This window comes from Mycobacterium deserti (genome assembly GCF_025345615.1).
Taxonomy (GTDB): Bacteria; Actinomycetota; Actinomycetes; order Mycobacteriales; family Mycobacteriaceae; genus Mycobacterium; species Mycobacterium deserti.
Map to the genome: position 1 here is coordinate 255,007 of NZ_JAODWD010000001.1, position 12,284 is coordinate 267,290.

At 66.9% G+C, this 12,284-nt stretch carries 14 protein-coding genes; 7 read left to right on the forward strand and 7 right to left on the reverse strand.

What is annotated here, in order from left to right:
* Window positions 1-113 precede the first annotated feature (113 nt).
* Window positions 114-653 carry a DoxX family protein gene (locus tag N4S67_RS01260; RefSeq protein WP_260991124.1) on the forward strand — a complete coding sequence of 180 codons (540 nt, stop codon included), beginning with the start codon at window positions 114-116 and terminating at the stop codon, window positions 651-653.
* Between the two features lie 114 nt (window positions 654-767).
* Window positions 768-899, forward strand: a complete 132-nt coding sequence (locus tag N4S67_RS01265; protein WP_260991125.1) for a hypothetical protein — start codon at window positions 768-770, stop codon at window positions 897-899.
* Between the two features lie 78 nt (window positions 900-977).
* Here N4S67_RS01265 and N4S67_RS01270 read toward each other — a convergent pair whose 3' ends face one another.
* From N4S67_RS01270 to N4S67_RS01280, 3 genes are read right to left on the reverse strand one after another with little or no spacing between them, the layout of a single operon-like run.
* The gene (locus tag N4S67_RS01270) at window positions 978-1,976 is read right to left on the reverse strand and encodes an NAD(P)H-dependent flavin oxidoreductase (RefSeq protein ID WP_260991126.1); all 999 of its coding nucleotides are present in this window, start codon (window positions 1,974-1,976) and stop codon (window positions 978-980) included.
* Window positions 1,977-2,004: 28 nt separating this feature from the next.
* Window positions 2,005-2,757, reverse strand: coding sequence for a 3-hydroxyacyl-CoA dehydrogenase (locus tag N4S67_RS01275; protein ID WP_260991127.1), 753 nt, complete (start codon window positions 2,755-2,757; stop codon window positions 2,005-2,007).
* Window positions 2,758-2,775: 18 nt separating this feature from the next.
* Window positions 2,776-3,879 carry a CaiB/BaiF CoA transferase family protein gene (locus tag N4S67_RS01280; RefSeq protein WP_260991128.1) on the reverse strand — a complete coding sequence of 368 codons (1,104 nt, stop codon included), beginning with the start codon at window positions 3,877-3,879 and terminating at the stop codon, window positions 2,776-2,778.
* 94 nt (window positions 3,880-3,973) lie between these two features.
* Between N4S67_RS01280 and N4S67_RS01285 the strand changes: the two genes are divergently transcribed.
* Both N4S67_RS01285 and tet(V) read left to right on the forward strand, forming a co-directional pair.
* Window positions 3,974-4,783 carry an enoyl-CoA hydratase gene (locus tag N4S67_RS01285; RefSeq protein WP_260991129.1) on the forward strand — a complete coding sequence of 270 codons (810 nt, stop codon included), beginning with the start codon at window positions 3,974-3,976 and terminating at the stop codon, window positions 4,781-4,783.
* Window positions 4,784-4,858: 75 nt separating this feature from the next.
* The gene (gene tet(V), locus N4S67_RS01290; RefSeq protein WP_260991130.1) at window positions 4,859-6,139 is read left to right on the forward strand and encodes a tetracycline efflux MFS transporter Tet(V); all 1,281 of its coding nucleotides are present in this window, start codon (window positions 4,859-4,861) and stop codon (window positions 6,137-6,139) included.
* Here the strand turns inward: tet(V) and N4S67_RS01295 are convergent.
* The 3 genes from N4S67_RS01295 to N4S67_RS01305 are packed head-to-tail and all read right to left on the reverse strand — an operon-like array spanning window position 6,136 to window position 8,567.
* On the reverse strand, window positions 6,136-6,858 hold the full coding sequence (locus tag N4S67_RS01295) for a CPBP family intramembrane glutamic endopeptidase (protein ID WP_260991131.1): 723 nt from the start codon (window positions 6,856-6,858) through the stop codon (window positions 6,136-6,138). The two genes, tet(V) and N4S67_RS01295, sit on opposite strands and share 4 nt — an antisense overlap.
* Window positions 6,855-7,994, reverse strand: coding sequence for an NAD(P)H-binding protein (locus N4S67_RS01300; protein WP_260992004.1), 1,140 nt, complete (start codon window positions 7,992-7,994; stop codon window positions 6,855-6,857). The genes N4S67_RS01295 and N4S67_RS01300 overlap by 4 nt, the downstream gene beginning before the upstream one ends.
* Before the next feature lie 39 nt (window positions 7,995-8,033).
* Window positions 8,034-8,567: a gamma carbonic anhydrase family protein gene (locus N4S67_RS01305; protein ID WP_260991132.1), complete on the reverse strand. Its 534-nt coding sequence runs from the start codon at window positions 8,565-8,567 to the stop codon at window positions 8,034-8,036.
* 48 nt (window positions 8,568-8,615) lie between these two features.
* Here N4S67_RS01305 and N4S67_RS01310 point away from each other — a divergent pair, with 48 nt between their 5' ends.
* Window positions 8,616-9,194, forward strand: a complete 579-nt coding sequence (locus tag N4S67_RS01310) for a TetR/AcrR family transcriptional regulator (RefSeq protein WP_260991133.1) — start codon at window positions 8,616-8,618, stop codon at window positions 9,192-9,194.
* Here N4S67_RS01310 and N4S67_RS01315 read toward each other — a convergent pair.
* Entirely contained in the window at window positions 9,182-10,138 is a 957-nt protein-coding gene (locus N4S67_RS01315) for a GlxA family transcriptional regulator (protein WP_260991134.1), read from the reverse strand. The two genes, N4S67_RS01310 and N4S67_RS01315, sit on opposite strands and share 13 nt — an antisense overlap.
* 39 nt (window positions 10,139-10,177) lie before the next feature.
* Here N4S67_RS01315 and N4S67_RS01320 point away from each other — a divergent pair, with 39 nt between their 5' ends.
* Window positions 10,178-11,491, forward strand: a complete 1,314-nt coding sequence (locus N4S67_RS01320; RefSeq protein WP_260991135.1) for an MFS transporter — start codon at window positions 10,178-10,180, stop codon at window positions 11,489-11,491.
* An 81-nt stretch (window positions 11,492-11,572) separates the two neighbouring features.
* Window positions 11,573-12,274 (forward strand): fasciclin domain-containing protein, encoded by a 702-nt coding sequence (locus N4S67_RS01325; protein WP_260991136.1) that lies wholly within the window; start codon window positions 11,573-11,575, stop codon window positions 12,272-12,274.
* Window positions 12,275-12,284: the final 10 nt, after the last annotated feature.

Here is a 12,284-nt window from a genome sequence, read left to right on the forward strand (position 1 = left end):
AACAGTGATAAGTCAATATCGTCAACATCCGACCCGGACACGTTTGAGTTACCCCCGAGGTTCACCGTGATTCGGCCCGATGACTTTTTGCCCCTCTGGTAGTCGTATTCGGCATGACAACCACGGACCTCGCCCCAGCCACCACCCGCAACACCACAGCGGACGTCGGACTGCTGATTCTGCGCATCGGGGTAGGCGCAGCGATTCTTCAGGCGGGTCTGATCAAAGTCTTCGATTTCAGCACGACGGTTGGCTTCATGGAGTCCGCCGGATGGCGGCTCCCTGGGCTGGCCGCCTTCATGGTCACCGCGGCCGAGACGCTGGGCGGGCTCGGCCTGATCTTCGGCGCAGCCACGCCGTTGGCGGCGTTCGCAGTGATCAGCGCCATGGTCGACGCATGGGCGGTCAACGTGTCGGGCGGCGCGTTCTGGTCGGAGCCGTTCAACGTGCCGTTCCTGATCGGTATCGGCGCGACCGCGCTCCTGTTCACCGGTGCGGGCGCCTACTCAATCGACGCGAAGGTCCTCGGCCGCACGACCTTCTCGACGCGCCTCGCCGTCGGACTGCTCGTCGCGGCGTTCGCCGCGGCGATACTGACCTGGATCGCGCTGCTGGGGTCCAATCCGATCCACTTCACCGCGCCCGCGGGCTGACCAGCGCAAACTTACTTGCCGGTAAGTCCGGAACCTACTTCCCGGTAAGAATTGCCACCATTTTCCGAATCGAGACTCAATGATTCCTTAATGGTGATGGTTACTCTCCAGTACATGTGGATCGACGACACCAGTGCCGACGTCATCAAGGTTGACTTCGACGCGCTCTACCACGGCGATGTCCTGGTAGAGGGCGACACCTCGGAGCAACTCAACGACGAGCACACGCTGCCAGAAGCAGTGTGATCGAATGCCCGCCTTTGGCGGGCATTCAGTTTGCCCGCCGCGGGCGTACTTCGTTGATGCCTCTTTTTCTGTGACCTCTTACGCGACGTTTTCCTTCTCGACGGCTTCCACCATGCCGCCCAGTCGCCCGGTGATGATCTCCTCCGCCTCGTCGACGATCCGCGACACCAGTTCCCCGCAGGTCGGGATGTCGTTGATGAGACCCATCGACGTTCCCACGCTCCAGATGCCGGCGTCGAGATCGCCGATCTCGTAGACCTTGACGCCGCGCTTGCCGGCAACCAGATCCTTGACGTCCTCGAACTGACCGCCGTTGTCGAGAATCTGTACCACCTCACGTGACACCGCGTTGCTGGCCACCCGGGCCGTGTTGCGCAGCGGTCGGAAGATCAGCTCGGTGTCGAGCTCGCTGCCCGCCACGATCGCTTCCTTCACCTTCTGGTGGATCGCCGATTCGACGGTGCACATGAAGCGGCTGCCCATGTTGATGCCGTCGGCGCCCAAAGCCAGCGCGGCGACCAGCCCACGCGCGTCGGCGAAGCCGCCGGAGGCGATCATCGGAATTTCGATCTTGGTTGCCGCGGCAGGGATCAACACCAGACCGGGGATGTCGTCCTCGCCGGGATGCCCCGCGCACTCGAAGCCGTCGATGCTGATGCCGTCGACGCCCAGGCTCTGCGCCTTGACCGCGTGCCGCACCGAGGTGCACTTGTGCAGCACCTTGATGCCGTTGTCATGGAACATCGGAAGGTGCGGCGCCGGGTTCGAGCCCGCGGTCTCGACGATTTTGATGCCGGAATCGACGATCACCCGGCGGTACTCGTCGTACGGCGGGGGGTTGATCGTCGGCAGGATCGTCAGGTTGACGCCGAAGGGCTTGTCGGTCAGCTCACGGCACTTGGCGATCTCTTTGGCGAGGTCGGCCGGTGTCGGCTGCGTCAACGCCGTGATGAACCCCAGCGCGCCCGCGTTGGCCACGGCCGCAACGAGTTCCGCGCGGCCGACCCACTGCATGCCGCCCTGCACGACAGGATGCTCGATCCCGAAGGTCTCGGTGAACTTCGTGTTGATCGTCATCTGTGCTCCTCGCTCTTCGCGCAAGCGCTCATCGGGGCGCCATCCGGATCGCGCCGTCGAGGCGAATGACCTCGCCGTTGAGCATCGGGTTCTCGACGATGTGCACGGCAAGCGCGCCGTACTCGTCGGGATCGCCGAGCCGCGCCGGATGCGGTACCTGCTTGCCCAGCGAGGCCTGCGCCTCCTCCGGCAACGAGCCGAGCAGCGGAGTTTTGAACAGACCGGGGGCGATGGTGACGACGCGAATGAACTCGCGCGACAGGTCGCGGGCGATCGGCAGCGTCATGCCGACCACACCGCCCTTGGACGCCGAGTACGCCGCCTGACCGATCTGCCCCTCGAAGGCCGCGACCGAGGCGGTGTTGATGATGACGCCGCGCTCACCGTTGACGGGCTCGGTCTTGGCGATCCGCTCGGCGGCCAGGCGCAGCACGTTGAACGTGCCGATCAGGTTGACCTCGACGACCTTCTTGAAGCCGTCGAGCGGGAACGGCCCGTCCTTGCCCAGCGTCTTGACCGCGTTGCCGATGCCCGCGCAGTTGACGTTGATGCGCAGCGGACCCATCTTCTCCGCCGCGTCCAGCGCCGCGGTCACGGCTTCGGGATCGGTCACGTTGGTCTCGACGAACTGGGCGCGATCACCGAGTTCGGCGACGGCGTCCGCGCCCCTGAGGTCGATGACGACCACTGATGCGCCCTTGTCGAGCAGTCGTTTGGTGGTCGCCAGGCCCAGGCCTGACGCGCCGCCGGTCACAACGGCTACGGCGTCCTTGATCTCCACTACAGCGGATTCCTTTCTCTAAACCCAGTCTCGTAAGACGGCTTCGGTGTCGGCCCCGGCGTCACCGGGCGGGGTGGGGGTGGGCGGCACGCTGCGCGAGAACCGTGGCGCGGGCATGGGCTGCAGGTAGTCGCCGTCAGCCGAATCATCCCGGTAGAACGTGTCACGTTCGGTGACATGGGGTTCGGATTCGACCTCGCCGAAGGACAACACCGGCGTCACGCACGCGTCGCTGTCGGCGAACACCTTGGCCCAGTGATCGCGGTCCTTACTCGCGAAGGCCTCGGCGATGCGAGCCCGCAGTTCGGGCCAGCGGCTCATGTCGTTCTGGTCGGGCAGGTCCGCGCCGTCGAGACCCAGACCCTTGAGCGCCTCGGCGTAGAACTGCGGTTCGATCGCCCCGATGGCGACATGGCGACCGTCGGCGCAGGTATAGGTGTCGTAGTAGGGGGCGCCACCGTCGAGCATGTTGACGCCGCGCTCGTCGGACCACAGTCCGTCCTGGCGGAAGCTCCAGATCATCTGGGCCAGCACGCTGGAACCGTCGATCATCGCGGCGTCGACCACCTGGCCCTTGCCCGACGTCTGGCGCTCCCAGAGCGCCGAGAGGATGCCAACGAGGAGGAACATCGACCCACCGCCGAAATCACCGGTGAGGTTCAGCGGCGGCACGGGGCGTTCGCCCGCCCGTCCGATCGAGTGCAACACGCCGTTGAGCGAGATGTAGTTGATGTCGTGGCCGGCCTGCAGTCGGCGCGGTCCGGTCTGGCCCCAACCGGTCATGCGCCCGTAGACGAGTCGCTCGTTGACCTTCGCGCAGTCCTCCGGGCCGAGGCCGAGTCGTTCGGTCACGCCGGGTCGAAGCCCCTCGATCAACACGTCGGCCTTCGCGACCAACTTGAGCACGAGTTCGCGTCCCTCGTCGGACTTCAGGTCGGCGGTCACCGACCGACGGTTGCGCAGGGTGGCCTCGCGCTTACTGGTCGGGATGCCGCCGAGCTTGCCGGGGCGTTCCACGCGCACGACGTCGGCGCCGAGGTCGCCGAGGATCATCGCGGCGTGCGGGCCGGGGCCGATGCTCGCGAGTTCGATGACTCGCAATCCGTGAAGTGGTCCCGCCATGGTTGACCGCCCTTCCTTCGACAGACCGACGAACGTTGTCGACCGCGACATAGCTTACTTGTATAACCAAGTGGGTCCGACCTAGGGTGCAGCCATGACATCCGTCGACTCATACGTCGGTATCGACGACCTCACTGTCGCGTTGGTGGACGGCGTCCTGAGCGTGACCATGAACCGGCCGGACAGCTTGAACTCGCTGACGGCGCCGATGCTCACCACCATCGGCGACACGCTCGAGCGTGCGGCATCCGATCCGCGCGTGAAGGTCGTGCGACTCGGCGGCGCGGGGCGCGGCTTCTCCTCCGGCGCGGGAATCAGTGAAGAGGACCATGCCAATCCGGGCGCGAGCGGCACGCCCGCCGACGTGCTCGACGCGGCCAACCGAGCGGTACGGGCGATCGTGAACTCGCCGCAGCCTGTCGTCGCGGTTGTGCAGGGGCCCGCGGCGGGGGTGGGAGTGTCGCTGGCGTTGTCGTCGGATGTCGTATTGGCCTCCGAGAAAGCGTTTTTCATGCTTGCATTCACCAAAATCGGGCTGATGCCCGACGGCGGCGCGTCGGCGTTGATCGCTGCGGCGATCGGTCGCATCCGGGCGATGCGGATGGCGTTGTTGGCCGAGCGCATCACGGCCGCCGACGCCTACGAGTGGGGGCTGGTGACGGCGGTTCATCCGGCCGACGCGCTCGACGCCGAGGTGGACAAGGTGCTCGCGACGCTGGTGTCGGGCCCCGCGGTGGCTCTGCGCAAGACCAAGGACGCCGTCAACACCGCGACGTTGACCTCGTTCGAGAGCGCCCTCGAACTCGAGAAGCGCGGCCAACTGGAACTGCTGAACTCTCACGACTTCCGCGAAGGCACCAAGGCGTTCCAGCAGCGGCGCGCCCCGGAGTTCACCGACTCTTAGTCGTCGCGGGGACGACGGCTCACAGGGCCGAAATTCGGTGGACTCGCCCACCCCTCGTCGGCGACTATCCATTGTGTGAGCACGCAATTCGAACTCGAACAGCCGGTCCGCACCGGCGGCTGGCGTGTGCTCGCACCCTTCCGGATCCGCGAGTACCGCCTGCTGATCACCGCGGTCTCGTTGTCGATCTTCGCCGAAGGCATGTGGGCCGTCGTCATGGCCTTACAGGTCATCGAGCTGTCCAACGATCCGACGTCGCTGTCATTGGTCGCGACATGTCTCGGCGCAGGCCTCGTCGCCTTCGTTCTGGTCGGCGGCATCGCTGCGGATCGCATCAATCAGCGCTCCATCATCATCGCCGTCGAGGCGGTCAACCTTGTCGCGGTGTCGGCGGTCGCGGTGCTGGGACTGCTTGACCTGCTTCGGATCTGGCACATGGCGGTGGCCGCGGCCGTACTCGGTATCGCGGCGGCCTTCTTCTTCCCCGCCTACAGCGCGATCCTGCCCCGCATCCTGCCCGCAGAACAGCTGTTGGCCGCCAATGGTGTCGAAGGTGTCGTGCGACCGGTCTTCCAGCGCGCCGTCGGCCCCGCGATCGGGGGTGTCCTCATCGGTGCGACCTTCCCCGCACTCGGCGCCGTGACGGTGGCCGTACTGTTCGCCATCGGACTGGCGCTGCTGGTGGCGACCCGGCCTGCGAAAATCGCAGCGACCGAACCGGATCCAGAACGCCCGCACGTGTTGCGCGATCTGCGCGAAGGCTTCGTCTTCGTGCTCGGCACGCCGTGGCTTTTGTGGACCTTGCTGTTCGCCAGCGTGTTCGTGCTCGTCGTCCTGGGTCCGATCGAGGTGCTTCTGCCGTTCATCGCCAACGACCGCTTCGAGGACGGCGCGCGGATGTACGGATTCGTCCTCGCGTTCTTCGGAGCCGGCAGCGCCCTCGGGGCGTTGAGCGTCTCGTCGTGGCGGCTGCCGCGTCGCTACCTGACGGTCATGATGGCGATGTGGAGCGTCGGCGCCGTTCCGCTGGTGGTGTTCGGGTTCACGTCGTCGTTCGCGTTGATGGCGGTGGCGACGTTCGTCATCGGCTTCACCGACGGCGCCGGGATGGTGATCTGGGGCACGCTGCTGCAGCGGCGCGTGCCGACCGCGATGCTCGGCCGAGTGTCCAGCCTGGACTTCTTCGTCTCGCTGGCGTTCATGCCGGTGTCGTTCGCGATCGTCGGGCCGCTGTCGAAAGTCGTTTCGATGCAGACGATCTTCCTCGTCGCGGGCATCGCCCCGGTCATTTTGGCCGCCATCGCGATGTGGGCGGCCGGAATGCGCCGCGACGAAGTCGCCAATCCGCTGCGCTAGACGCCGAATATCGGCGGCAGTGCGAGCACCAGGATGAGGCCCCAGAAGAAGTGGGTGAGCATCGGTGCGAGCACGCCGCCGGTGATTCGGCGCAGGAATGCGCAGACCAGACCGAGGACGATCGCCGCGAAACCCAACATCGGGTTGCCGGTCGTCGCTGCTGTTGCGGCCACATAGAGGACCGTGGATATCAGTATCTGATGATGACGCCCCAGCGCCGTGTACAGCGAGCCACGGAAGAACATCTCCTCGGCCAGTCCGTTGATGACCGTGATGAACGTGACGAGCACCAGCGGCCCGTAATCGGCGAATTCCAGTACCCGCGTGATGTATTCGCGCACGCCGGGGATCTCGCGGGCGATGAGTCCTCCGACGACGAACACCGCACCGAGCGACAGGCCGACCGCCGTACCGGTGATGAAGGGCCGCTGATTGCGGCCCCGGAACTTGATACAACCGAGATGCAGCGGACCGGACACTAATGCGCCCAATGCCCACACACCCGCAAGGGCCAACGTCAACCAGTAAAACGAATCGTCCCCCGGCGGACGGGTCAGCGAATAGCCAAGCAGCGCAGCACCGATCACCAATACCACCGACACGACGATGCGCCTGCGACGGACCAACGAGGGCGGTTCGTGATGCGGAACCGGGCAGGCGTCGATGATCTCCTTGACCTCGGCGCGCCAGCGCGTTCGGCCCGTGCCGACTTCGGTCATGCCGGCGTCACCTTCGGCACGAAGTCGGCCAGCGTGTCGAGCCCGGTGCGGACCGCGGCCGCGACGGGCCCCGGCACCGCTTCGAGCAGGCCGAGAGCGGCCTGGGCGAACGACGGCATGAACGGCTCGGCCAGCTGCCGGATGCGCAGCGTGTCGCCGCCCGCCCACGGCGGGTCGGAATCGGCAAGGTGGTGCGGATCGGTGAGCTGATTCACCGGCGTGCGGCTGCGGCTCGACAACGCGCGCCGCATCGCCTCGTCGATCCCGACCAGACCACCCGGCGGGTCGGGGATGAGGTCGCGCAGTCCTGTCTCGGAAGCCACCATCGAATGGTCCAGCGACTCAACGAGGTCGGAGGCCAGGCCACCCGGCACGGGCAGCACCGCGGCCGTTACCTTCGACACCAACGAGGTGTCGATACCGATAACCGGCAGTTCGGCGCGCCATTTGCCCGCGTTTCGCGCGTATGCACGCAGCAGGTCGGCATACGACGAGGTCTCCGGGCCGTAGATGTCGTACGCGCCTGCAGGCACCCGGTCGCCGTCGGCCGCGGCGACGAGGTAGTACAGCACGTCGCTGATCGAGATCGGGTCGATCGGGTTCGACGACCAACCGGGCAGCGGCATAAGCAGGAACCGGTCGCTGACGTAACGCAGCATCTCGAACGACGTCGACCCAGCGCCGATGATGAGCGCCGCGCCCAGCCACACCACGTCCGGACCGCCCTCCACGTTCAACGCGTGAGCGACCTCGGCCCGGCTGGTCAGATGCTCGGAGAGCTGATCGCCTTCGGGCACGAAGCCGCCGAGGTAGACGATGCGCCGCACTCCTGCGGCCTTGGCCGCGTTCGCCACATTGGCCGCTCCGCGGTTGTCCGCCTCGCGAAAGTCCGGCTGACCGATGCCGTGCACCAGGTAGTAGATGACGTCGATGGGCCCCGCCTCGGCGAAGGCGTTGGCCACCGAGTCCTCGTCGTGCGCGTCCAGCGCGACGCCGTCGACCTCGTCGTACCAACCGAAATCGGCCAGACGCTTCGGATTTCGGGTGGCGGCAACGACCTCGTGGCCCTCGCTCAGAAGGGCGGTGACGAGGCGGGAACCGATGTAGCCGGTCGCGCCGGTGACGAGGATGCGCAAACTCACCGTACGGCTGTACCCGGTACGCCCCGCTCAGAATCAGTGCAACGCGTCACGGTGCAGTTCGATCAACTGCTGGTAGACCAGCGCGTTGCCCGAATTGTGGGCGACCTCGTCGTCGCTGAGGTCCCGGCGCACCTTGCCTGGGACGCCGGCGACCAGCGACCGCGGCGGCACCACGAATCCCTGCGGCACCAACGCGCTTGCCGCGATCAGAGATCCTGCACCGATCTTGGCCCCGTTGAGAATGACCGCCCCCATACCGATGAGGCAGCCGTCGTCGATCTCGCATCCGTGCAGTACGGCGTTGTGTCCGACGCTCACGTTCGCGCCGATGCGGACCGGAAACCCCGGATCGACGTGTACGGTCACGCCGTCCTGGATGTTCGTGCCCGCCCCGACCTCGATGGGTTCGGCTTCGGCCCGCAGCGTGGCGCCGTACCAGACGCTCGACAAGGACCCCAGCGATACCCGACCGATCAGGCTCGCGTTGGGCGCCGCCCACGACTCGGCGTCCAGTTGGGGCACATGGCCACGAATGGGCACGATCAGCGGCGCAGGCATGCGCGTCATCGTATGCGCCCTCTTGTAGCGTGGCATGCGTGACCATGGCTGACGCAGATGGCTGACGTCGTGTATCTGCGGTCATACGACGATCGTGGCCGCGTCGACGACACCGACGCACGCAGGGCGCTGAACGCCACCGTGGAGCTGCTGCGCGAGATCCCCTACGAGAACGTCACCATGTCGATGATCGCCAAGCGCGCGGGAGTCCGATATGGCGGCATCCGAGCACATTTCGGGTCCAAGGACGCGATCGTCGCCGAGATCTACCTGGATCGGTTGCGTGCGGCCCCGTTGACCGTCGACGTCGAACAGGACGTTCGGGCGCGCATCGCCGAACAGTTCTGCGAACTGGTGATGCTGCTGGCCGACGAGCCCGGCCTGGCCGCCGCGTGTTCGGCCGCGCTGATCGGTGACGAACCGGGAGTGCGGTCCATCCGCCACCGCATCAACGCCGAGTACCACCGGCGCGTGTGCACGGCGCTGCGCTCCGGGGCCTGGCCCGAGGTCACCGAGACGCTGCACTTCGGGCTGATAGGAGCGCTCGTGCAGGCCGGCTGCGGGCGCGACACCCGCGAGACGGCCGACGCACTGGCGGGTGCGGTCGCCGCGGTGCTGCCCGACTACACGCCCTGAAACACCTTGCGGTAGCCCGTCGGTGACATGCCGACCCCGCGCCGCAGGTGATGGCGGAGGTTGCCGCCCGAACCGAGTCCGGACAGCCGGGCCACCTCGTCGACACTCAGATCACGCGACTCGAGCAGTTCGCGGGCGCGGTCGATGCGGCGAGCGCGCACCCACACCCCCGGCGACTGTCCGGTCTCCGCGCGGAAGCGCCGGTTGAACGTGCGCGCGCTCATCTTTGCGTGCCGGGCCATCCGCTGCACCGTCAGTTCCTCGTCGAGTCTCCCCATGGCCCATTCGCGTGTCGCGGCCGTCGAGAAGTCGTCGGGTGCCAGTACGTGCCGGTCGATGAACTGTGCCTGACCGCCTTCGCGCCACGGCGGCACAACGCAGTACTTCGCGACGGCGTTGGCCACCTGCGTGCCGTGATCGGAGCGAATGATGTGCAGGCACAGGTCGATTCCCGCGGCGAGACCAGCCGAGGTCAAGATGTCGCCGTCGTCGACGAACAACACGTTCTCGTCGACCCGCACCTGAGAATGCATCTCACGAAGTGTGTCGGCGTACTTCCAATGTGTGGTGGCGGGCCGACCGTCGAGCAACCCGGCGGCCGCGAGGACGAAGGCGCCCGTACAGATCGACACCAACCGGGTACCGGGCCGAATCAAAGCCAGCGCTGCCGATACCTCGGATGCGAGCACTCCGTCGGCACGGGCAGGTGGGTACCGCGTGCCGGGGATCACCACCGTGTCGGCGCTCGCCAAAGCCTCCGGTCCGGCTTCCGGCAGCACCGCGAACCCCGCCGTCGCCGCGACGGGATCCGTCGACAGGCCACAGGTCACCACCTTGTACAACGCCTCCCCGCCCGCATCCGCGGCGTTGCCGAACAGGAGAGTCGGAATCGTCGCGTCGAAGCCGACCACCGGCGGCAGCAGGAGGACGGCAACGCGATGCATGCCGCCAGTTTGGCATGTTTTTGATGCATGGTGTCGTTCATGCCACTAGTCGACCGAGAGCCGGTCGGCGACAGTGGTTCGGTGACGCTGACCGCCGCGCGCAAGAGCGCCCCCCGCATCCACTGGGCCTGGGTCGTTGCGCCGGTGAGTTTCGTGGCCATCCTCGGCGCGGCGGGCTTCCGGTCCGTGCCGGGCGTGATGATGAACCCGCTCCACCACGAGTTCGGGTGGTCGCACGGCACGGTGGGGCTGGCGATGTCGGTCAACATGACGCTCTTCGGGCTCACGGCGCCATTCGCCGCGGCATTGATGGACCGTTTCGGCGTGCGGCCGGTGCTCTCGGCGGCTCTACTGCTCATCGCGTCTGGTTCGGCGCTCAGCGTGACGATGACGACGAGTTGGCAACTCGTCCTGCTCTGGGGCGTGCTGGTCGGGGTCGGGACCGGGTCGATCTCGATGGGATTCGTCGCCACGGTGGCGACCCGCTGGTTCGAGGCGCGCCGCGGTCTGGTGACCGGCGTGCTGACAGCAGCCAGCGCCACCGGGCAGCTGATCTTCCTGCCCGTGGTGGCGGAGGTGACGACCCGCCACGGCTGGCGGTGGGCGTCGCTGATCGTCGCGGCGGCGGCGCTGAGCGTCATCCCGCTGGTGCTGGTGTTCATGCGCAACTACCCGCAGGACAAGGGCCTGACGGCCTACGGCGCGACGACGACCGAGCCCGCCCCGGTGCCCGCGTCGAGCTTCCGTGCCGCCTTCGAGGGGCTGGTGATCGGCGCGCGAGTCCCCGCTTTCTGGCTGCTGGCGGCCAGCTTCGCGATCTGCGGCATGACGACCAACGGGCTGATCGGCACCCACTTCATCCCGGCCGCCAACGACCACGGCATGCCCACGACGGTCGCGGCAGGCCTGTTGGCCACGATCGGGATCCTCGACGTAGCGGGCACGGTGTTCTCGGGCTGGCTCACCGACCGGGTGGACCCGCGGCTGCTGCTCGTCGTGTATTACACGGGCCGCGGACTGTCGCTGCTTCTGCTGCCGTCGCTGTTGTCTCCGCAGGCCGAGCCGAGCACATGGGTGTTCGTCATCTTCTACGGGCTGGACTGGGTGGCGACCGTGCCGCCGACGATCGTGCTGTGCCGCAACTACTTCGGCGCCCGGACTCCCGTCGTGTTCGGCTGGGTATTCGCCTCTCACCAACTCGGCGCGGCGATTGCCGCGGGCGGTGCCGGTTGGCTACGCGACCTTCAGGGCGACTACGACCTGGCGTTCTACCTCGCGGCGGGGCTTTGCCTGGTCGCCGCGGGGTTGTGTGCGCAGATTCGCAAACCCCAGGTCAGCGCGGGTGCGGAGTGACTTCGGCGAGGTAGTGACTTTGGTGATCGTCGACTCAGGCCCTTACCATTCGATGCGACCTGACTAGCTGAGGAGCCGCAAGTGAAGACTCGCACCAGCAAGGCTGTTGCCGCCGCGGCGGGAGTGGCCGCGATCGCCGTTTCCGTGCCGCTGGCCGTGACCGCCTATGCGCAGCCGGCATCGCCGACGCCCACCAAGCCGGCGGAGCCGGTCATCCCGGGCCTCGAGGGTGACTGCGATCCGTTCCGGGCCGCAAACCCGAATTGGAAGGGCTTCATCAACCAGCCGGTGGGCCAGGTGCTTTCCCAGATCGCGGACGTCAGCACGTTCAATGCGGCGATCTCCGGCGGGTTGAACCCCGCCGTCAACGTCGTCCCGGTGCTGGAGAACGGACCGTACGTCGTGTTCGCGCCGACCGACGAGGCGTTCGCGAAGCTGCCGCCCGGACAGCTCGACGCCCTCAAGAACGACCCGAAGGCACTGACCGACCTGGACTTCTACCACGTCTTCCTCGGCCTGCTCGGCCCCGCCGACGTGAAGGGTCAGCGACCCACGCAGCAGGGCGCGGAGATCAAGGTCGAAGGAACCAACGGCGACATCAAGATCAACGACACCGCCAAGGTGATCTGCGGCGGCATCGCTGCGCAGAACGCCCGCATCTATCTGATCGATACCGTGCTCGACCCGGCCACTCCGCCCGAGGCAATCACGCCGTCGGCGACGTCGACCAGCGAGACGACGACGACCGAGCCGACCCCGGCCGCGGACGTCCCGATCGGCTGAGCCCACGCCG